20 protein-coding genes are annotated in these 19929 nt (G+C 64.7%); 12 read left to right on the forward strand and 8 right to left on the reverse strand.

What is annotated here, in order from left to right; translation table 11 throughout:
* The first annotated feature begins 3 nt into the window (after positions 1 to 3).
* Positions 4 to 177, forward strand: a complete 174-nt coding sequence (locus ACFPFW_RS05055; protein ID WP_162799784.1) for a hypothetical protein — start codon at positions 4 to 6, stop codon at positions 175 to 177.
* 688 nt (positions 178 to 865) lie between these two features.
* Here ACFPFW_RS05055 and ACFPFW_RS05060 read toward each other — a convergent pair.
* The 3 genes from ACFPFW_RS05060 to ACFPFW_RS05070 all read right to left on the reverse strand — a co-directional run bounded on the left by ACFPFW_RS05060 (position 866) and on the right by ACFPFW_RS05070 (position 4572).
* Positions 866 to 2926, reverse strand: a complete 2061-nt coding sequence (locus ACFPFW_RS05060) for a TRAP transporter permease (protein ID WP_114958484.1) — start codon at positions 2924 to 2926, stop codon at positions 866 to 868.
* A 64-nt stretch (positions 2927 to 2990) separates the two neighbouring features.
* The gene (locus tag ACFPFW_RS05065) at positions 2991 to 4004 is read right to left on the reverse strand and encodes a TAXI family TRAP transporter solute-binding subunit (RefSeq protein ID WP_114958464.1); all 1014 of its coding nucleotides are present in this window, start codon (positions 4002 to 4004) and stop codon (positions 2991 to 2993) included.
* Between the two features lie 103 nt (positions 4005 to 4107).
* Entirely contained in the window at positions 4108 to 4572 is a 465-nt protein-coding gene (locus ACFPFW_RS05070) for a MarR family winged helix-turn-helix transcriptional regulator (protein ID WP_114958463.1), read from the reverse strand.
* Between the two features lie 146 nt (positions 4573 to 4718).
* On the opposite strand from ACFPFW_RS05070, the gene ACFPFW_RS05075 reads away from it, so the two are divergent.
* From ACFPFW_RS05075 to ACFPFW_RS05090, 4 genes are all read left to right on the forward strand, one after another.
* On the forward strand, positions 4719 to 5135 hold the full coding sequence (locus ACFPFW_RS05075; protein ID WP_114958462.1) for an organic hydroperoxide resistance protein: 417 nt from the start codon (positions 4719 to 4721) through the stop codon (positions 5133 to 5135).
* Positions 5136 to 5215: 80 nt separating this feature from the next.
* Positions 5216 to 5725 (forward strand): cytochrome P460 family protein, encoded by a 510-nt coding sequence (locus ACFPFW_RS05080; protein WP_114958461.1) that lies wholly within the window; start codon positions 5216 to 5218, stop codon positions 5723 to 5725.
* Between the two features lie 92 nt (positions 5726 to 5817).
* The gene (locus tag ACFPFW_RS05085; protein WP_114958460.1) at positions 5818 to 6864 is read left to right on the forward strand and encodes an alpha/beta fold hydrolase; all 1047 of its coding nucleotides are present in this window, start codon (positions 5818 to 5820) and stop codon (positions 6862 to 6864) included.
* 61 nt (positions 6865 to 6925) lie between these two features.
* Positions 6926 to 8659, forward strand: a complete 1734-nt coding sequence (locus ACFPFW_RS05090) for a cytochrome c biogenesis protein DipZ (RefSeq protein ID WP_114958459.1) — start codon at positions 6926 to 6928, stop codon at positions 8657 to 8659.
* A 6-nt stretch (positions 8660 to 8665) separates the two neighbouring features.
* Here ACFPFW_RS05090 and ACFPFW_RS05095 read toward each other — a convergent pair whose 3' ends face one another.
* Positions 8666 to 8884: a hypothetical protein gene (locus ACFPFW_RS05095; RefSeq protein WP_114958458.1), complete on the reverse strand. Its 219-nt coding sequence runs from the start codon at positions 8882 to 8884 to the stop codon at positions 8666 to 8668.
* A 299-nt stretch (positions 8885 to 9183) separates the two neighbouring features.
* Here ACFPFW_RS05095 and ACFPFW_RS05100 point away from each other — a divergent pair, with 299 nt between their 5' ends.
* Entirely contained in the window at positions 9184 to 10020 is an 837-nt protein-coding gene (locus ACFPFW_RS05100) for an alpha/beta fold hydrolase (protein ID WP_114958457.1), read from the forward strand.
* Positions 10021 to 10202: 182 nt separating this feature from the next.
* On the forward strand, positions 10203 to 10547 hold the full coding sequence (locus ACFPFW_RS05105; RefSeq protein WP_114958456.1) for a hypothetical protein: 345 nt from the start codon (positions 10203 to 10205) through the stop codon (positions 10545 to 10547).
* A 48-nt stretch (positions 10548 to 10595) separates the two neighbouring features.
* Here ACFPFW_RS05105 and ACFPFW_RS05110 read toward each other — a convergent pair whose 3' ends face one another.
* A complete protein-coding gene (locus ACFPFW_RS05110) occupies positions 10596 to 11351 on the reverse strand; it encodes a GntR family transcriptional regulator (protein WP_379769711.1) in 756 nt (251 codons plus the stop codon).
* A 226-nt stretch (positions 11352 to 11577) separates the two neighbouring features.
* Between ACFPFW_RS05110 and ACFPFW_RS05115 the strand changes: the two genes are divergently transcribed.
* The 4 genes from ACFPFW_RS05115 to ACFPFW_RS05130 all read left to right on the forward strand — a co-directional run bounded on the left by ACFPFW_RS05115 (position 11578) and on the right by ACFPFW_RS05130 (position 15602).
* Entirely contained in the window at positions 11578 to 12369 is a 792-nt protein-coding gene (locus ACFPFW_RS05115) for an ABC transporter ATP-binding protein (RefSeq protein WP_114958455.1), read from the forward strand.
* Complete coding sequence (locus ACFPFW_RS05120) at positions 12366 to 13238, forward strand: ABC transporter permease (protein WP_114958454.1); 873 nt, start codon at positions 12366 to 12368, stop codon at positions 13236 to 13238. The genes ACFPFW_RS05115 and ACFPFW_RS05120 overlap by 4 nt, the downstream gene beginning before the upstream one ends.
* Positions 13239 to 13286: 48 nt before the next feature.
* Positions 13287 to 14264, forward strand: a complete 978-nt coding sequence (locus ACFPFW_RS05125) for an ABC transporter substrate-binding protein (protein WP_114958453.1) — start codon at positions 13287 to 13289, stop codon at positions 14262 to 14264.
* Between the two features lie 63 nt (positions 14265 to 14327).
* Positions 14328 to 15602, forward strand: a complete 1275-nt coding sequence (locus ACFPFW_RS05130) for an amidase (protein ID WP_114958452.1) — start codon at positions 14328 to 14330, stop codon at positions 15600 to 15602.
* A gap of 16 nt (positions 15603 to 15618) precedes the next feature.
* Here ACFPFW_RS05130 and ACFPFW_RS05135 read toward each other — a convergent pair whose 3' ends face one another.
* From ACFPFW_RS05135 to ACFPFW_RS05145, 3 genes are read right to left on the reverse strand one after another with little or no spacing between them, the layout of a single operon-like run.
* On the reverse strand, positions 15619 to 16773 hold the full coding sequence (locus tag ACFPFW_RS05135; RefSeq protein WP_114958451.1) for an AAA family ATPase: 1155 nt from the start codon (positions 16771 to 16773) through the stop codon (positions 15619 to 15621).
* Positions 16770 to 17420 (reverse strand): GNAT family N-acetyltransferase, encoded by a 651-nt coding sequence (locus tag ACFPFW_RS05140; protein WP_114958450.1) that lies wholly within the window; start codon positions 17418 to 17420, stop codon positions 16770 to 16772. The genes ACFPFW_RS05135 and ACFPFW_RS05140 overlap by 4 nt, the downstream gene beginning before the upstream one ends.
* Before the next feature lie 54 nt (positions 17421 to 17474).
* Positions 17475 to 18479 carry an alpha/beta fold hydrolase gene (locus tag ACFPFW_RS05145; RefSeq protein ID WP_114958449.1) on the reverse strand — a complete coding sequence of 335 codons (1005 nt, stop codon included), beginning with the start codon at positions 18477 to 18479 and terminating at the stop codon, positions 17475 to 17477.
* Between the two features lie 152 nt (positions 18480 to 18631).
* Here ACFPFW_RS05145 and ACFPFW_RS05150 point away from each other — a divergent pair, with 152 nt between their 5' ends.
* The gene (locus ACFPFW_RS05150) at positions 18632 to 19900 is read left to right on the forward strand and encodes a sugar MFS transporter (protein ID WP_114958448.1); all 1269 of its coding nucleotides are present in this window, start codon (positions 18632 to 18634) and stop codon (positions 19898 to 19900) included.
* The last annotated feature ends 29 nt before the right edge of the window (positions 19901 to 19929 follow it).

The following is a 19929-nucleotide window of genomic DNA, read 5'->3' on the forward strand; positions in this document are numbered from 1 at the left end:
CCGATGACGGGCGATGTCCCCTGTCCTGCCGATGTGCGGCACGATCCAGACACCGAGTTGCTTGAACCGCCGGTCGTTGTGGAGCGTTCGCCAGTGCCGCCGCAGGCGGTGCTGGAGGATCGCGAAGCTGACTCATCGATCGAGTTCGACAGACCCGACGACTGGCCAGTACCGTAAACCGGCACCTGTTCACCGACCGATCCACCCGGCGAGGTCTGAACGCTGCCCCCGCTGCCTGGGACGCTGTAGGCGTTTGGCTGGGTCCCGCCGACACCGCTGGATGGGTTCGTGCTGGTCGTCGACCTACCCGATGCTGCCGCAGCGGCCGAATTGGCGCCCGCGCGAGGCATCGCGCTGCCGCCGCCTACCGAACCGCCAGACAATCCGCTGGAGGAGCTCGATCCGCCGCTCGAGCCTCCACCTGCGCCACTCGATTGAGCGAAAGCCACAGTTGTTCCGCCGGCAATCACGGCGACGATGGCGATCAATGAAAGAAGATTACGCGTCATCTGAACCTCGCTGGTTCATCGGACAACGTGGGGCCGGAGGCGCTGTTCCTAATAGATCGGCAATGCCTGCTCGAATTCGGCATCATGCGGCTCGTCGGCTACATCCTCCTCGAAGTCGTCCCTTGCACCACTGCCCCAAGCCAGTTGGCACTCGGTGGCGCCTTCCTGCACGAGTTTGAGCTGGCGGTTTTGTTGCCTCGAGCTAACCGTTCGATCTAACTGGGGTCGAAAACAAGGACTTTCGTAGCTAAGCAGTTGATCCATCTGACAAATGCCTAGCTTCCCAAGCTGAATGTCGTGGGTTCGATTCCCATCGCCCGCTCCATGTTTTCGAGCAATGGCACGACCACTCTGCTTCAATCTGGTGGGCGCGAGCCTCCTACCCGTCCAGTTTCGGATCGCATGTTCCGCCTCGTCGCCATGATCTGATTAGTGATGACGGGGACGACCAGCAGCGCGCCGGCGATCGTCGAATAGAGTTCGGGCGCGATCAGGAGCATCGCCGTGGCCGCCAGGACGAGACGTTCCCAGATCGCCAGACGCGTGAGGAGCCAGCCGGAAAACGCAGCCGAGAGTGCCAGAATGCCGGCACAGCAACCGGAGAAGGCGAGAAAGAAATCCGGCCAGGTGAAGTCTTTCGTGACGAGCAATAGCGACGGCGAAAACACGAAGACGAAGGGCACCAGCACCTTCCCCATTCCGAGGCGGAAAGCGATGTTGCCGGTGCGAAAGGGATCGGCGCCGGCCATACCCGCGGCGGCATAGGCTGCGAGCGCCACCGGCGGCGTGATGTCGGCGAGAACCCCGTAATAGAACACGAAGAAATGGGCGACGATCGGCTCCACGCCGAGCAGGCCGAGCGCCGGCGCGGCGATCGTGGCCATGATGATGTAATTCGCCGTCGTCGGAATGCCGCATCCCATCAGGATGCAGACGACGCCGGTGAGGACCAGCGTGAAGAACAGGGTCAACGCTGACATCGTGAACAGCCAAGCGGGCAGGATCGCTGCCGCCATCGTCGCCAGATCGCTCGCCACCGAGGTGACGATGAAGCTGACCTTGAAGCCCACGCCGGTCAGCGTGACCACCCCGATGACGATACCGACGGTCGCCGCGGCAGCGCCGACCGCCAGCGCATATTTCGCGCCGTCGCGCAGCCCCTCGAAAACCTCGATCGGCTTCATCCGCCGACGCGGATTGAGCAGTCCGACCGCGAGGCAGAGGGTGATGCCCCAGAAGGCGGCCAGATAGGGCGTGTAGCCGGCGAAGAGCAGCCCGACCAGTACGACGAGCGGGATCGCGGTCGGCCAGTCGCGTCTGAAAGCCTCCCGCAGATCAGGCATTTCCTCCTTGCTGAGGCCGCGAAGCCCATCCCGCTTGGCCTCGAAATGGACCTGCATGAACACGCCGAAGAAGTGCATGAAGGCCGGCACCACCGCGGCCAGGATGATCGTCGTGTAGGGAAGTCCCAGGAACTCGATCATCAGGAAGGCGGCGGCGCCCATGATCGGAGGCGTGATCTGCCCACCGGTTGAGGCCGTAGACTCCACCCCTGCCGCAAACTCCTTGCGATACCCCAGCCGGATCATCGCGGGGATCGTCAGCGAACCGACGGTCACGGTGTTTGCGATCGAGGAGCCCGAAATCATGCCGAACAAGGCCGAGCCGAAGATCGAGACCTTCGCCGGACCGCCGGCATATCGTCCGGCGACCCACGCCGCGCAATCGAGAAAGAGCTGTCCGAGACCGATCCGGGTCGCGAACACCCCGAACAGCACGAAGTGGAAGACGTAGGTCGCCACCACGCCGAGCGGCACGCCGTAGATGCCCTGCGTCGTCAGGTAGAGATGGTCCACGATGCCTGGGATCGTGGAGCCGGGATGCACGAGGATTCCGGGCATGCTCTGGCCGAAATAGGCATAGGCCAGAAATAGGACGGCGATGATGGGCAGCGGCCAGCCGACCGACCGGCGCGTCGCCTCGAGGAGCAGCAGGATCAGGATGCCGCCCAGGAGGACGTCGGTCGTTGTCGGATTGCCGACGCGAAAGGCGAGGTCGTCGAGCGGGATCAGCGGAACGTGGAGGACTGCGACGAGGGCCGCGATAGCCAGGATCCAATCATAGATCGGAATGCCCAACGGCCTGAGGACGCTCTGCTCGATCGGCGCGCGATAGCCGGTCTTCGTGAGCGGAAAGACCAGGAATGTCAGTGCGAGTACGAGCGAGAGATGGATGCCTCGATGCACGATCTCGGACAGAAGACCGAAACCGGCGGTGTAGTAGTGGAAGATCGACAGTCCGACGAGCGCCGCGCCGACGATCCAGCCGGCGGCCGGCGAGAGCCCGCGGAATCGGACCTCCGGGTCGAATTTCTCCTCGAGCTCACGAGCCTTCGCTTCGTCGAGTTCCAAAACCATGCGCGAATCCGGCTCGATAAAGACGGTGAAATGCACCGGCGCCTTGGCGCCGGTGCGGACAGACTTACTGCGTCTTTATCCCGGCTTCCTTGTAGAAGCGCTCGGCGCCGGGATGGACCGGAATGCCGACGCCCTGAAGCGCCGTCTCCTTCTTGATCTGCTTGCCCTTGGCATGGCCGCTGTCGAGCAGTTTGCGGCTATTGTCGTTCCAGAGAGCTTTGGTCACGCCATAGACCAGGTCATCGCTCTGCGATGCATTGGTCACCAGCAAGGCGTTGACGCTGATGGTCGGTGTTTCCGCAACGCCCTTGTAGGTCTCAGCCGGGATCGTGTCCTTCGAGAAGAACCCGTATTCCTTCAGGAGCTTGTCGGCCTCCGGGCCGGAGATCGGGACGAGTTCGACGCCGACCGAGGTCGCAAGCTCGACGACCGCGCCCACCGGGAAGCCGCCGACGAAGAAGTAGGCGTCAAGCGCATTGTCGCGTAGCCGGTCGCTGGACGCGTTGGGCTTGAGGTATTCCGCCTTGACGTCCTTCTCGGTCAAGCCATAGGCGCCGAGCACGATACGGGCGTCGATCAGCGTGCCGGAACCCGGCTCGTCGAGCGAGACGCGCTTCCCTTTCAGGTCGGCGACGGTCTTGATGCCCGCTCCCTTGCGGGCCACCAGGTGGATCGTTTCGGGATAAAGATTGGCAATCGCCCTCAGGCCTTCGACCTTCGGCTTTCCTTCATAGACTCCGGTCCCGGTATAGGCCCAATAGGCCACGTCGGACTGGGTTAGTCCGGCCTCCAGGGTGCCGCCCTGGATTGCGTTGATGTTGGCGACGGAACCATTGGTCGCCACGGCCGTGGCAACCAATCCCGGAACGCCGCACGCTCCGCCTTCCTCGCATTTCCGGCTGCCGGGAGCCGACGAGATGGCGTTCGAGATCAGCCCGCCGATCGGGAAATAGGTTCCGGCCGTCCCGCCGGTGCCGATCCGAAAGAACTTAATTTCCTGTGCAAAGCCGGTGGCGGCCGCGAGACTCCCCCCGATCAAGATCCCGATCGCCAGTCGGCGCGTCGTCCGCATGTCCATCTAATCCTCCCTGACGCAAACGCGAATTCTTGTTGTCCTGCAATGGTGGCACGAGCCCACTTGATCCGACAATGGGTATCGCCCCCGCGGATCGAGGTGTCGGTCAGGCTTCTCGCGATCCCATCGTCTCGATCAGATTGTCGCGCAGCCTCGAAACGGCCTTCTGCAGCCTGGCGAACTCCTCGACCGGCAGGCCCGTCTGCTTCACCAAAGTCATGTTCAGCCCCTGCTCGCGCAGGCGGCGGCCGGCCTCGGTCAGGCCGACGCGGACCACACGCTCGTCCTGCGGATCGCGCCGGCGGGTGAGATAGCCCATCGTCTCCAGCTTCTTCAGGATGGGCGTCAGCGTGTTGGACTCGAGAAACAGCTTCTCGCCAAGCCCGCTCACCGTCTGGTCGTCCTGCTCCCAGAGCGCGACGATTGCGATGTACTGGGTGTAGGTCAGGCCGAGCTTGTCCAGGATCGGCTTGTAGGCGCGGCCATAGGCCAGATTGGCCGAATAGACCGCAAAGCACAGGAAATCGGCGAGCTTCGGGCTCGGCGGACCGTCCGGGGCGGCGGGCTTCATTCTCATCTCTCCAATGCGAGACGTGGTCTTCTCATACCTACATATATCGCATCCGATTAAATCGGAAGATTGACATTCCTCGCATCCTCCTATTTATAACTCGCATCCGAGTTAATCGGTTGCGAATAAATAAGGAGAACCACATTATGAGTCAGATCGAGAAGGTCCTTTACACCGGCAAGACCCATACCACGGGCGGCCGCGACGGCGCGGCCCGCAGCAGCGACGGAAACCTGGACGTGAAGCTGTCGCGATTTGGCTCCTCCGGTACCGGCACCAATCCCGAACAGCTGTTCGCCGCCGGCTGGTCGGCCTGCTTCATCGGCGCCATGGGGATCGAGGCCGGCAGACGGCAGATCACCCTGCCGCCGGATCTCGCGGTCGATGCGGAAGTCGACCTCGGTACTGGCAGCGGCGGCTATTTCCTGCAGGCCCGCCTCAATGTCAGCCTGCCGGGCATCGAGCGGGAGACCGCGCAAGCACTGGTCAATGCCGCCCACCAGACCTGCCCCTATTCCAAGGCCACGCGCGACAATATCGATGTCGAGATCAAGCTCGTCTGACTCACCTTGTCTCGCGACGTCGCCGACCTATTAAACTCGGATGCGATAAAATCGCATCCGAACATCAAAACGGAGACACCATGAACAGCCTGGCCAAGCTGGCGCTTCTCCTGGCAGGCCTTGCCGTGGTCATCACGTGCAGCGCTGAAGCCTTTACCGAGTCCGCGCCGCAGAACGCCTCGCCGATATTTGGAGTGACGATTCCCGACGGCTATCGGCAATGGGAACTAGTCGCCCCCGCCCAGGAAGGCGAGCCGTTGAACGAGCTTCGCGCGGTGCTCGGCAATCCGATCGCGCTCAAGGCCTATCGGGAAGGCACGCTTCCATTCCCCGACGGCACAGTGCTCGCCAAGCTTGCCTGGAAGCACGTCCAGTCGCCGGAATTCGAACCCGCTTCGATACCCGGCGCCGCCACCACGCTGCAGATCATGGTCAAGGACTCGAAGAAATACGCGGCGACGGGCGGCTGGGGTTTCGGCCGGTTCGTCAACGGAAAACCGGTCGACGAGGCCCAGCACGAGACCTGCTTCGCCTGCCACGAAGCCCGGGTGAAGAACCACGATTTCGTTTTCACCCGGCTCGCTCCCTGAGGATCGAAAGACGCCTCTTTCAGCGCACCGCCGCGTATCTGCATACGCCGGGCCGCCTGAGGACAGCCATCCCGATTGAGAAAGGACCCACGATGTCAGACGCGTTCAACCCCCAGCGCCGCCGCTTCTTCGGCACCGCCGCCGCGACCATCGCCGCAGCCCAGTTCGGCATGGCCGGTCTGGCCAGCGCACAGGGTGCAAAGCCTACGGATCTGCCCGCCGTCAACCCCGGGACGAACACCTCGTTCGGCTCCCTCAAGCAGATCCATGCCGGCGTCCTCAACGTCGGATATGCCGAAGCCGGTCCGGCCGACGGTCCTCCGGTCATCCTCCTGCATGGCTGGCCCTACGACATCCATGCCTTCGTCGATGTCGCGCCGCTGCTCGCATCGAAAGGTTATCGCGTGATCGTGCCCTATCTGCGCGGCTACGGAACGACCCGCTTCCTGTCGGGCGACACACCCCGCAACGGCCAGCAATCGGTCGTCGCGGTCGACGTCATTGCGCTGATGGACGCGCTCAGGATCGAGAAGGCGGTCATCGCCGGCTTCGACTGGGGCGCGCGGACGGCCTGCATCGTCGCGGCGCTCTGGCCGGAGCGCTGCAAGGCACTGGTCTCGGTCAGCGGCTATCTCATCGGCAGCCAGGAGGCCGGCAAGAAGCCGCTCCCGCCCAAGGCAGAACTGCAGTGGTGGTATCAGTACTATTTCGCCACCGAGCGCGGACGCGAGGGCTACGCCGCCAACCGGCACGATTTCTCGAAGCTGATCTGGCAGATCGCCTCGCCGAAGTGGAATTTCGACGACGCGACCTACGACCGCTCCGCCCACTCCTTCGACAATCCGGACCATGTCGACATCGTGATCCACAATTACCGCTGGCGGCTCGGCCTGGCCGAGGGCGAGGCGAAATACGACGATCTCGAAAGGAAGCTCGCCGCCTTCCCGGTCATCACGGTCCCGACGATCACGATGGAAGGCGACGCCAACGGCGCGCCGCATCCCGATCCGGCCGCCTACGCGAAGAAGTTCTCGGGCAAATACGCGCATCGGCTGATCGACGGCGGCACCGGCCACAACCTGCCGCAGGAAGCGCCGCAGGCCTTCGCCCAGGCGGTCGTCGACGTCGACGGCTTCTGACAGGCCCCAAAACCAGACCATTCGTAACGAACCGCACCGGTTCTTCGGTGAAGGAAAAGCCATGACCCTGTTCCTGTTGTCCTATCTGGCCGGCATCCTGACGATCCTCAGTCCGTGCATCTGGCCCGTTCTGCCCTTCGTCCTCGCACGGTCGGACCGGCCCTTCCGCCAGGGCCTCCTGCCGCTGCTGGCCGGAATGGCGCTCACCTTCGCATTCGTCGCCAGCCTCGGCGCAATCGCGGGCGGATGGGCGGTCGCGGCCAACCAGTACGCCCGCATCGCTGCCGTCATCCTGCTCGGCCTGTTCGGCGCGGGCCTCCTGTTCCCCACCCTGTCGGAACGGCTGACCCGTCCGCTCGTCTCGCTCGGCGCGCGGATCGCGGGCGCAGCGGAACGCCGGAGAAGCGAGGGCTCGGACGTTTGGCCGAGCATGCTCCTCGGCGTCGCCACGGGCCTACTTTGGGCGCCGTGCGCCGGCCCGGTGCTGGCGCTGATCCTGACCGGCGCGGCGCTGCTCGGTCCGAACTCGCAGAGCTTCCTGCTTCTGCTGGCCTATGCCGGCGGCGCGGCGACGTCGCTGTCGCTCGCCTTCGTGGCCGGCGGCCGCCTGTTCGCCGTGCTGAAGCGCGGCCTCGGGTTCGGCGACGGACTTCGCCGGGTCGCGGGTGCGCTGGTCCTGGCCTCCGTCGTCGTGGTCGGTCTGGGCCTCGACGCCAGCCTGCTCGCGCCGCTTTCGGCCAATGGCACGACGCGCATCGAGCAGAAGCTGCTCGACCTGCGGGGCACGTCGCCGGCAGCCGGGACGCGCCGGGCCTCCATGGCGGCGAGCCTGCCCATCGAAGGCGTCCTGCCCTCGCTCTCAGGCGCGAAGGAATGGCTGAACTCGCCGCCGCTCGCTCCCGAGGCGCTGCGCGGCAAGGTCGTCCTCGTGAATTTCTGGACCTATTCCTGCATCAACTGCCTGCGCACGCTGCCTTACGTCCGCGCATGGGCGGAGAAGTACAGGGATCAGGGGCTGGTTGTCGTCGGCGTCCATACGCCGGAATTCGCCTTCGAGAAGAGCGTCCCGAACGTGCTGAAGGCGACGAAGGATCTCGGCGTCGGCTATCCGGTCGCGATCGACAACGACTTCTCCGTCTGGCGCGCCTTCGACAACAGCTATTGGCCGGCGCTCTATTTCGTCGATGCCGAAGGCCAAATCCGGCACCACCAGTTCGGCGAAGGCAATTACGACGTTTCCGAACGCGTCATCCAGGCGCTTCTGGCCGAAGCCGGCAATCGCACTGCGCCCGTCATGCCGACTGCCCTGCCCGCCTCAGGCACTCAGGCGCCGGCGGACCCAGTCAATCTGCGCTCCGGCGAGACCTATCTCGGATACCGGAACGCGGCGAATTTCGTCCCGTCTGGAGGTCTGGTTCGCGACAGGAGCGCGGCCTATCGCCCGGCCTCCCACCTGCTGAACGAGTGGAGTCTGGATGGGAAATGGACCGTGCGCGGCGAGAGTGCGGAGCTCGACGCGCCGGGCGGCGTGATCGGCCACCGCTTCCACGCCCGCGATCTGCATCTCGTCCTCGGCTCGAAGACGGACGGCATGCCGGTCCGCTTCCGCGTCACGCTCGACGGCAAGCCGCCGGGTGACGACCGGGGCAGCGACGTCGACGCCGCTGGCCTGGGCGTGGTCACGGACCACCGGCTCTACCAGCTCGTCCGCCAGTCCGGCCCGGTCGCCGACCGCGAGTTCAGGATCGAGTTCCTCGATCCCGGCGTTCAGGCGTACGCCTTCACCTTCGGCTGAGCGCGCTCAGTATTCGCCGTGCGGTTCGCCCGGCTCGCTGAATTCCCGTCTGGCCGCATCCATGGGCAGACGGTCGGAATAGACCGGCAAGTAGGACGCGGGGATGGGCTTGGCTTCCGCCTTCGCCCGCACGCCGTGGTCCTTGTACAAATCGCCCGCCGTGGCGATCGTGGCGCAGAGCGCCAGCAAGCCGACGGCGATCACGGATACATGGTTCGCTTCCATCGCGATCTCCTTTTCGGATGATGCGACCCTAGTCGGCGTTCGTCGCAATCATTCGCCGGCGAGCGCCTGAACGGTAATCCATTGTACCCGTCCGGCCGGTGGCGACACTTTGTTACGATCGCGTCGCGCCGATCCGATAAGCGCTTGCGCCGCCTGACCGAAAAAGCCGGCGGCCGTCTCCCTCGACGCCGCCACCTATCCGGATACCATACGAAAGTGTAAGCGCCTCACTCGCATGGATACTGGCACGGCGACCGCAAGAACCTGATCTTGCGCACGAATTTCACCGAGGAGCAGTCATGAGCACGATCACGACCAAGGACGGCATCCAGATTTTCTACAAGGACTGGGGTCCGAAGGACGCGCAGCCCATCGTCTTCCATCACGGCTGGCCGCTCAGCGCCGACGACTGGGACAATCAGATGCTGTTCTTCCTGTCGAAGGGCTACCGCGTCGTCGCCCATGACCGTCGCGGCCACGGCCGCTCGACTCAGGTGTGGGACGGCCACGACATGGACCATTACGCCGCCGACGCGGCCGTTGTGGTCGAGCATCTCGACCTGAAGAACACGATCCATATCGGCCATTCGACCGGCGGCGGCGAGGTCGCGCGCTACGTCGCCCGCCACGGCCAGCCGCAGGGCCGCGTCGCCAAGATCGTCCTCGTCGCCGCGGTGCCGCCGATCATGCTCAAGACGGAAGCCAATCCGGGCGGCCTGCCGATCGAGGTGTTCGACGGCCTCCGCAAGGCGCTCGCCGACAACCGCGCGCAGTTCTACCTCGATCTGCCGACCGGCCCGTTCTACGGCTTCAACCGCGACGGCGTCACCGCGATCCCGGGCGTGATCCAGAACTGGTGGCGGCAGGGCATGATCGGCGGCGCCAAGGCGCACTACGACGGCATCAAGGCCTTCTCCGAGACCGACTTCACCGAGGACCTGAAGATCATCGACGTGCCGGCGCTCGTCCTGCACGGCACCGACGACCAGATCGTCCCCTACGCCGATGCCGGCCCGCTCTCGGCCAAGCTGCTGAAGAACGGCACGCTGAAGTCCTATGAGGGCTATCCGCACGGCATGCTGACGACCCATCCCGACGTGCTCAACGCCGACATCCTCGCCTTCATCAAAGGTTGAGCCATCCAGCCGGAGGCGCGGGCAAATGTCCGCGCCTCCGGACCATCGACGAAAGGCGGGCAGTTCCACCTGCCCCGGCCATACCTTCGGATGGTCCAAGAAAAATCCGATCGACCTAACTCAGTCTTCAAAGCCCGCGCATGGCCCGCACGGCTGAACACCGACGTTCCGGAGACTTGAAAATGGTTCGGCTTTCGATCCTCGCTCTCGCGCTCATGGCGGCGAGCCCCGCTTTTGCCGCGAGCGACATACCCCGCCTCGACATCCAGAAGACCTGCCACAACGAAGCCAGGCAGGACGCGGCGGACTATTCCATCACCGGCTGCGTCGGCGACGAGAACAAGTCCCGCGTCGATCTCGAGAAGCAATGGCCCACCTTCAGCGCCGCCTCCCGCCAGTTCTGCACCGAGGAGTCGGGCTCCGGATGGGATCCGTCCTATGTCGAACTGTTGACCTGCCTGCAGATGCACGACGCGGCCGCCGCGCCGCAAGCGCGCACGCCGCGTATCGGCCGGATGAGCTACTAACCGCTTTGCGGCCATCTTTTTTACGGAGGTGGGTCGCAGCCCTGTCGGCTATCCCGGTTCAGTGTCCCGGTTGAGGTCCGCCAGTTGTTGGGACGACTTGCGTTCGACTTCGCGCTCGATCGTGTCCAGCGTCTGGGCCAGGTGCAGTTCGGTCTTCAGCGAAACGCCCTCGCGGTCGCGAACCCGGTAGAGCGCGAGAAGCTCTGCATGGTCGCGGTTGTTCATCTCGATGATTTCCGGCCGCGCAAACATCGACAGCACGACATAGGGCGAAGCCGCGTGCGCGAGTGTGTAGACGATCCCGGAAAGACGTCCGTCCTGCGTCTCGCCCCCGGTCAGCGTCGCGTGGAATTCCTCGTTCAGGCTTGCCCAGGTCTCCGGCGAGGTGTTCGCGCACATCCGTCGATGAAGCGCTTCCGCCCTGGCGATCTGCTCGTCGGTCACGTTGTCGAAGGTCCGTTCGGCCAGCAGCGGTTCGAGGCGCACGCGCATCTGGTAGATTTCCTGCACGTCGCTGAGCGTGAGCCCGCGCACGACGGCTCCCCGATGCGCATCGAGCGAGATAAGCCCCTCGGCGAGGAGATCACGAAACGCCTCCCGCACCGGCGTCGTGCTCACATCGAGCCTCGCCGCGACCTCCTCCTGTCTCAGCCGCGAGCCGGGCTGATGGCGCCCCTGCAGGATCTCCCGCCTGAGAGTTCCGACTACGTACTGGCGCGCCGTTCTGGGCCTTTCCCGAACCTTCATCGCTCCCCACTGCCCCCTGCCGATTCCGATCGGCGGCAAGATCATAAAGCGCGTCATAGGGGGAAGGAAATCCCACTTCCGACGGCAATCCGTGCCGAGAATCTATGCATTGTGCATAATATACAAACTTTGATTTTGTGTCAGTTGAGCCTCAAAAGCGACAGGCCAGCAGCTCCGCCATACGTCACAAGCCATTGATTTTAGGCGTATAATTTCAACGGATTGAGCCAGGTCAAAAGCTGGCACGGACATTGCGTTTTATCCTGAAAACGGGGGGACGCGAATGTCTGAGCCGCAAATCCAGTTGAGTATCCGCAATGTGCGGAAATCGTTCGCGGCCAAGGGCGGCGAGGTCCCCGTCCTCGATGGTCTGACCTTCGACATCTACGAGCGCGACTTCGTCTCGATCATCGGCCCGAGCGGTTGCGGCAAGACGACGGTGTTCAACATCATCGCCGGGCTGCTCGACGCCGACACCGGCGAACTCGTCTATCGCGGCGTCCCGGTGGACAATCTGCGCGGCCGTATCGGCTACATGATGCAGAAGGACCTGCTGTTTCCGTGGCGAACGGTGCTGCAGAACGTCCTCCTCGGCCTCACCGTCCGTGGCGTGCCGGAGCACGAGGCCCTCGATACCGCCCGCGAATATCTCTCGACCTTCGGTCTTTCGGGCTTCGAACAATCCTACCCGCGCACGCTGTCGGGCGGCATGCGCCAGCGCGTGGCGCTGATCCGGACCCTGATCATGGATCCGGACATCCTGCTGCTCGACGAGCCGTTCTCCGCGCTCGACTACCAGACCCGCCTCTATCTCGAAGGCGTGCTGATGGAGGCGGTCGAGACCTTCAACAAGACGGTCATCCTCGTCACCCATGACATCGACGAGGCCGTCGCCCTGTCGAAGCGCGTGGTCGCGCTCAGCGGCCGGCCGACCAAGGTCAAGAACGTCCACACGATCGACATCGAACGCTCGAGCCCGGTCGAGGCCCGCAGCGATCACCGCTTTTCCGATTACTTCCACACGCTTTGCGGCGAGCTCGACATCCAGACCACGAAGAAGCGGGTGAAGGCATGACCCAGGTCACCGCTCTGTCCTCCCAGGAAGCCCAGTCCGCCGCCGATCCGAAGGCCGGCACCCGTTCGAAACGTGCCCGATTTTCGTTCGACACCGGCGGCGGTCGCATCGTGCTGCAGCTCGCCAGCGTCTCGGCCTTCTTCCTGATCTGGGAATTCGCCGCCTGGATGGGCTGGATTTCGGAATTCCTCGTCGGCCGGCCGTCGGGAATCTGGAACGTGCTGGCCACCCGCACGCTCGACGGCTCGATCTTCGTCGACAGCGGTTACACGCTCTACGAGGCCCTGCTCGGCTTCGTCATCGGCACCGTGGTCGGCTCCGCCGCCGGCCTTGCGATGTGGTACTCGGCCTTCGCCGCCCGCCTGGTCGAGCCGTTCATCGTCGCGCTCAACAGCGTTCCCAAGATCGCGCTCGCGCCGATCGTGCTTCTGTGGTTCGGAACCGGCCTCGTCTCGAAGGTCGTGCTGGTCGTGTCGATGACGGCGCTCGTCGCGCTGATCGCCGCCTATCAGGCCGCCAAGGACGCCGACAAGGACCTGCAATCATTGATGCGCTCGATGGGCGGCACCAAGCACCAGGTCTTCTATCGCGTGATCATCCCCTCGTCGCTGCCGGCGATGATCGCGACCTTCCGCATCAATATCGGCTTCGGCCTGGTCGGCGCGGTGGTCGGCGAGTTCATCTCGTCCAAGCGCGGCCTCGGCAACATCGTCTACACGGCGTCGAGCCTCTACGACCTCAACACGGTCTGGGTCGGCCTCTTCACCCTGATGCTCGTCGGCTTCTTTCTCTACCACGGCATCGATTTCCTGGAACGCCGCCTCCTGCCCTGGAAGCAGGACGTCGAGCGCGCGCACGTCCAGCTCTAACCCGTTCCTTCCAGCCGAACCGTTCTCACCAGCATAAGGGGGTGTGTCATGAGTTTCATTGGGAAAAGCTTCTGCGCCGTGCTCACTGCGGCGTCATTGATCGCGGCGCCTTTGACCGCATCGGCACAGGACAAGAAGGTCGTCATCTCGCAGGCCTTCCAGTCCATGCTGTATCTGCCGCTCTACGTCGCCATCAACAAGGACTTCTTCAAACAGCAAGGGCTGGACGTCGACAAGGAAACCGCGGGCTCGCCGACTGCCGCCCTTTCGGCGGTTCTCTCGGGCAGCGCACAGTTCTCGATCCACGGTCCGGAATGGACGGCGATCGCTGCCTCCAAGGGGGCCAATGTCGGCATCATCAGCAATGTCGCGAACGGCGCCGCCGTCTGGATCGCGACGACCCCGGATTTCAAGTTCGAGACCATCAAGGACATCAAGGGCCAGAAGGTCGTGACCGGCCTGATGCCGACCACCTCGACATCTCTGTTCATGAAGCTTCTCAAGGAGAACGGCATGGACCCGAACAAGGACGTCGACATGCTGCAGGTGCAGATCGGCTCGGAGCCGGGCCCGTTCATGGGCGGCCAGGCCAAGGTCGCCGTCCTCTATGAACCGGGACTCGACCAGGTCGCGGCGCGGGGCATGAAGGTCGTGCTCGGCTTCCCGCAGGTTTACGGCCCTTACGCCTTCTCGTCGGTCACGGTTAAAAAGGACGTCGATCCCGATTCCGCGCAGAAAGTGGTCAACGCGATGGAGCTCGCCTTCCGCTTCATCCAGTCCAATCCGGATGAGACCGTCGCCATCGCGCAGAAGGAATTCCCGTCTCTCGATCCCAAGGTCGTCGAGGCGGCCGTCCGCCGGATGATCAAGGAAAACGTCTATCCGAAGAGCGCCGAGACCACGCCCGACGCTTTCAAGGTCGCGATGGACACGCAGATCGTGCTGGGCAATCTTCCCGCGCAGCCTGATTTTTCGAAGTTCGTCATCCAGGATTATTCGAAGAAGGCGCTGACGCTCGCCAATTGACGACTGCCTGGCCGGCCGCCACCCAGCGGCCGGCATCTCCTTCCACTCCAAAATCGGCCGATCATGTCCAATCCCCCGAGTCTGCTTGAAGCCCGCCTCGCGTTCAGCGAGGGCCGCCTGACACCCCGCGAGTACGTTCTCGCCTGCACCGCGAAAGCCGACGAGGTCGAGCCCTGGCTCAAATCCTTCGTGACGCGCGTCGCGAACGACAGGCTTGAAGTGTCGGACGACGGCCCGCTCGGCGGCATCCCGGTTGGCGTCAAGGACATCATCGACACCGCCGGCCTCCTCACAACCAACGGCTCGGCCGCCTACCAGACCAATGTGCCGTCCGAGGACGCCGACATCATCGCCCGCATCAAGGCGCTCGGCGGCACGATCTTCGGCAAGACCGTCACCACCGAATTCGCCTGGCGCCATCCCGGCCCGACCGTCAATCCGTGGAACAGGGCGCACACCCCCGGCGGCTCGTCGAGCGGCTCCGCCGCGTCGGTCGCGGCTGGCATCGTGCCGCTGGCGCTCGGCACGCAGACCGTCGGCTCGGTCGTCCGCCCCGCCGCCTATTGCGGCGTGGTCGGCTTCAAGCCGAGCCACGGCATCGTCCCGCGCGAAGGCGTCCATCCGCTCTCCGGCTCGCTCGACCATGTCGGCTTCTTCACCCGCAATGTCGACGACATGGCCTATGCCTTCGGCCTCCTCGCCGACGACGTGGTCGACTTCCCGGACGTCGATCCGCGCACCGGCGTCGAGCCCGTCGACAAGCCTCGCCTTGCCATCCTCAAGCCTCCGTTCTGGAACCGAGCCGACGCGGAGCAGCAGGCCGAATTCGAGCGCGTCGTCCAGCTCCTCAAATCGGCGGGCGCCACGCTCGAAGTACTCGAACTTCCCGCCCGCTTCTGGGACGCCGACGCCATCCAGCGCATCCTCTCGACAGAGGCCGCCGTCGTGCATCAGGACCTCATCGCCTCGAAGCCCGACAAGGTCAGCCAGCGTATCAAGGATCTCGCCGCCGCCGGCCGCGAGGTGAAGGCGATCGACTACCTGAACGACCGCGCGCTGCAGGCCGAGTTGCAGTTCGAGTTCACTGACCGCCTCGACGGCTTCGACGCCGCGCTGACCCTCTCCGCCACCGGAGAAGCGCCCGAAGGCCTCGACGAGACCGGAGACGCCAGCTTCTGCGGCCCCGCCTCCTATCTCGGCGTCCCCGCCCTCAACGTCCCCTCGGGCCGTTCGAAGAAGGGCCTGCCGCTCGGAGTACAGGTCGTCGGCCCGTACCTCGAAGACGGCCACACTCTGCGGGTGGCGAAATGGGTGGAGCAGGCGCTGGCGGCGAAGTAGCGCCGAGATCGGCGACCTAGCGCGGCGGCCAGGTCCAGCGCGCCGGGTCCTCTTCTTCCGCCAGTGTCTCGCCGAAATCCTTGGCGAGGCGAATGCGCTTGATGCTCGCATTCTCCTCCAGCGCCGTGATGAGCTCCGGCGCGTGCGAAACGAGGATGATCTGCGAACGCGCCGACGCCTTTGCCATCAGGCGCGCAAGGGATGGCAGGAGATCGGGGTGAAGGCTCGATTCCGGTTCGTTCAGGATCATCAGCTCCGGCGGACGAGGCGACAGCAGCGCCGCGATGAGAAGCAGATAGCGGAGCGTCCCGTCGGATAGCTCCGCTGCCTTCAATGACCTGAGCAGGCCATGCTGGCGCATCCGCAATTCGAAATAGCCGCCTGCCTCGTCGATCTCGATCTCCGCTCCGGGGAAGGCATCCGACACCGCTTCGCGCAGATCGTCGGCCCCACCGATTTCCAGGATCGTCTGGACCGCGGCGGCGAGATCGGCGCCGTCGCTCGCCAGTACCGGCGTATGGGTCCCGATCTGCGGCCTTCGGGCGGCAGCCTCGCGATCGGTCCGGAAATGCTCGTAGAACCGCCATTCCCGCATCCGCTCGCGCAGCACGAATAGTTCCGGAGCCTCGGTCGGTTCCGCGCAATGCGTCATCATGCTGTCGACCGGCGCGAGCGTCTGGAACGCCTGCCGCCAGGCTCCGGTCTCGCCGCGTATCCGCACCGACGGTCCACGCCGCTCCGCCATGATGCTCGACCGTGTCGGCGCCGATCCCATCCAGACGGTCTCGCTCTTGATCTCGGGGTCGAGCGAGAACATCGAGGACGAGGGCAGCGGCAGTCCCAGATCGATCGCATAGCCGAAATCGTCTCCGGCGAAGCCGAGCTTGAGGCTGATCGGCCCTTTCCGACGCGTCCCCTCGACCGCATGCCGTCCGGCCTTCACTTCGCGCCCGAAACTTTCCGGACCGGCCCACAATGTGGACTGCAGTCCGCCATCCTCGGCGAGCGAGCGGATCACCCGTCCCTGCGCGACATCGGCAAGCAGCCTGAGCGAGCGGTAAAGGCTCGATTTGCCGCTGCCATTGGCTCCGGTGACGACCGTCAGGCGTTCGAGCTCGATCGTGATGTCACGCAGCGAGCGAAACCCGGAAATGGCGATCTGGTTGATCATCCGACCAAATTGGTTGGGACCACCCGGGCCGCCTCCACCGCCAGCGGGATATGCGCCGCCGCAGTCCTCGGCAAATGGCCCGACAGCCTCGGGTCCTCGGCGATCTCGACCATCAGCGCATAGGGCCGAAAGCCCGAGCGCTTATAAAAGCCGAGCGCCTGCGGGCTGTCGAAGGTGCAGGTGTGCAGCCAGAACCGCGTGATCGGCCGCGACCAGGCCCGGGCGATCATGCGGCTCATCAGGAACCGCCCGCCGCCCTGGCCGGTCGCATCGGGCGTCAGGCCGAACAGGCCGAGCTCGCATTCGCCCCCGACGCGGAAATCGAGTTCCGCCAGCCCGATCGCGCGCTTGCCGTCGCGCAGCAAATAGTTCTCGACCAGCGGATGGTCGAGCTTCCCGCGCAATTCCTCCTCCGGCATGACCAGCCGGGAGAACCACAGCCAGTCCTCGCCGATGGCGCGGAACAGCGCCCGGTATTCGTCGAGCGGGGGCTTCTCCCAGCGTTCGACCAGCATCGGCCGCTCGACCGGGCGCACCGCCTTGCGCGGCGGCTTCTCCAGCATTTCAAGGCAGGTGACGATTGTGGCGAGCTTGCCCGGAGGAACCGGCGAATAGCCGTCCGGGATCGGCGGAAGATCACTCAGCATGGGCGGTAGGAACCGCGCGCGGCGATTTCTGTCAATCGCCCGCGCTTGTTGTCGTCAGCCCTGCGACAGCGCCTCCAGCAGCGCCTTGTGGAACACCTCCGGCGCCTCGACCTGCGGTGAATGGCCAAGGCCGGGAAACTCGACCAGCTTCGCGTTCGGGATCGCCTTGGCCGTCCGCCGCCCGAGTTCCGGATAGTCGCCGAGCCGCGCGGCGACCTCCGGCGATGCGCGGTTGGCGCCCGGCGCGGTCTTGTCGGTCTGGCCGATGAATAGGGTCGTCGGCGCCTTGATGCGCTTGAATTCGTGGACGACCGGCTGGGTGAAGACCATGTCGGAGGTCAGCGCCTGGTTCCAGGCAACGGCTTCCTTGCCGGGTCCCGCATACATGGCAGCCAGCATCTCGACCCAGCGGTCATATTCCGGCTTCCAGACCCCGTCGTAATAGAATTTGAGCTGGTAGTTCTTGATGGTCTCGAACGAGGTCTTCAGCTCGTTCTGGTAGCCCGCATCGACGGCCGCATAGGGCACGCCCTCGGCCTGCCAGTCCTCCAGCCCGAGCGGGTTCACCAGCATCAGCCGCTCGACCGCCTGCGGATACTCAATGGCGAAGCGCGCCGCCAGCATGCCGCCCATGGAATGGCCGATCACGATCGCCTTCTCGATCCCCCGCGAGGCGAGCAGGTCCTTTGTGTTCCTGGCGAGCTGCTGGAAGCTGAACTGATAGGCCGCGGGCTTCGACGACTTGCAGAAGCCCACCTGGTCCGGCGCGATCACCCGGTAGCCGGCCTCCGACAGCACCTTGATCGTCGCGCCCCAGGTCGCGCCGCAGAAATTCTTGCCGTGCAGCAGCACCACGGTCTGCCCGTTGGCCGTACCGGTCGGCGCGACGTCCATGAAGGCCATTTGCAGGCTCTGCCGCTGCGAGGTGACCCCAAAGGTCTGGACCGGAAAGGGATAGTCGAAGCCCTGAAGTTCCGGTCCGTAGACCGGCCGGTCCTGCGCCTGGGCGGCGGTCGAAATCAGAAGCAAGGACAAGGCAGTCGCAAAGGTTCTCAGCATGCATGGGTCCTGGGAAAGGTCGCGGTGCGAAACGCCGGAATCGCCGAACGAATAAGGCGCGGGTGGGTTATCGTCGTTACACAAAGTGGGAATGATATGGCCGGCCGAGGCGGCGCGACCATTTGCGCCCGAGGCAACGACGAGAGGTCCCGATGCAGGAAAGCCCCAGCGTTTCCACCCGCAGCACAACGAAAGCCGCGCCCGCCCTCGTCTGGCTGATCATTGGTCTCTTCTTCATCTGGGGCGGCACGACCAGCCTCAACGACATCCTCATCCCGAAGCTCAAGGGCCTGTTCCAGCTCTCCTATGCCGAGGTGATGCTGACGCAGTTCGCCTTCTTCATGGCCTATCTGTTCTTCTCGATCCCGGCCGGCACGCTCGTCGCCCGCATCGGCTATCTGAAGGGCCTCGTCGTCGGCCTGCTCATCATGACGTGCGGCGCGCTGCTGTTCTGGCCCTCAGCCCAGTCCGGCGTCTACTGGCCGATCCTCGTCGCGTTGTTCGTCGTGGCCGGCGGCATCACCATCCTGCAGGTCGCGGCCAATCCGCTGATCGCGGGCCTTGGCGATCCGGCCTCGGCCTCCAGCCGCCTCACCTTCGCCCAGGCGTTCAATTCGCTCGGCACGACGATCTGGCCCTATATCGGCGCCCAGCTCCTGCTCGGCACTGTCGCCTCCGTCGACCCGGCGACCATCCCGCCGGAACAGCTTCCCGCCTTCCGGGCCGAGGAAGGCGCGATCATCGCCAACATCTATATCGGTATCGCCATCGTGCTCGCGATCATCGCCGCGATCTTCTGGTTCCAGCGGCATGCGGTGCCGAACGAGCGGCCGGAGGAAGTCGGCTTCCGGGACTCGATCTCGCTGCTCCAGCGTCCCCGCATGCTCTTCGCCGTCGTCGCCATGTTCTGCTACGTGGGCGCCGAGGTCTCGATCGGCTCGGTCCTCGTCAGCTATCTCGAACTGCCGACCACGCTGGCGCTGACCCCGCAGAGCGCCGGCGAGCACATCGCCTTCTATTGGGGCGGCGCCATGATCGGCCGCTTCATCGGCTCGTGGCTCCTACGCCAGGTTCCGGCCGGCCTCCTGCTCGCGATCTTCGCCGCCGGTTCGGCCACGCTCGTCCTGATCTCGATGGGAACGACAGGCACGATCTCCGGCTGGGCGCTGATCGCGGTCGGCCTCTGCAACTCGATCATGTTCCCGACCATCTTCGCGCTCGGCGTCGACGGTCTCGGCAGCAAGACGCCGGAAGGCTCGGGCCTGCTCTGCATGGCGATCGTCGGCGGCGCTATAATCCCGGTCATCACCGGCGGCCTCGCCGACGCCTCGACCATCGCCACCGCGCTGATCGTGCCGGTCGTCTGCTACCTGATCATCTCCGGCTTCGGCCTGTTCGCCCGCAGGCCGGCCACGGCCTGAACGCGTCGGGTGGGAATGGCGCCATTCCC

The sequence above is a fragment of the Flaviflagellibacter deserti genome (assembly GCF_042652085.1).
GTDB classification, from domain to species: domain Bacteria; phylum Pseudomonadota; class Alphaproteobacteria; order Rhizobiales; family Methylopilaceae; genus Flaviflagellibacter; species Flaviflagellibacter deserti.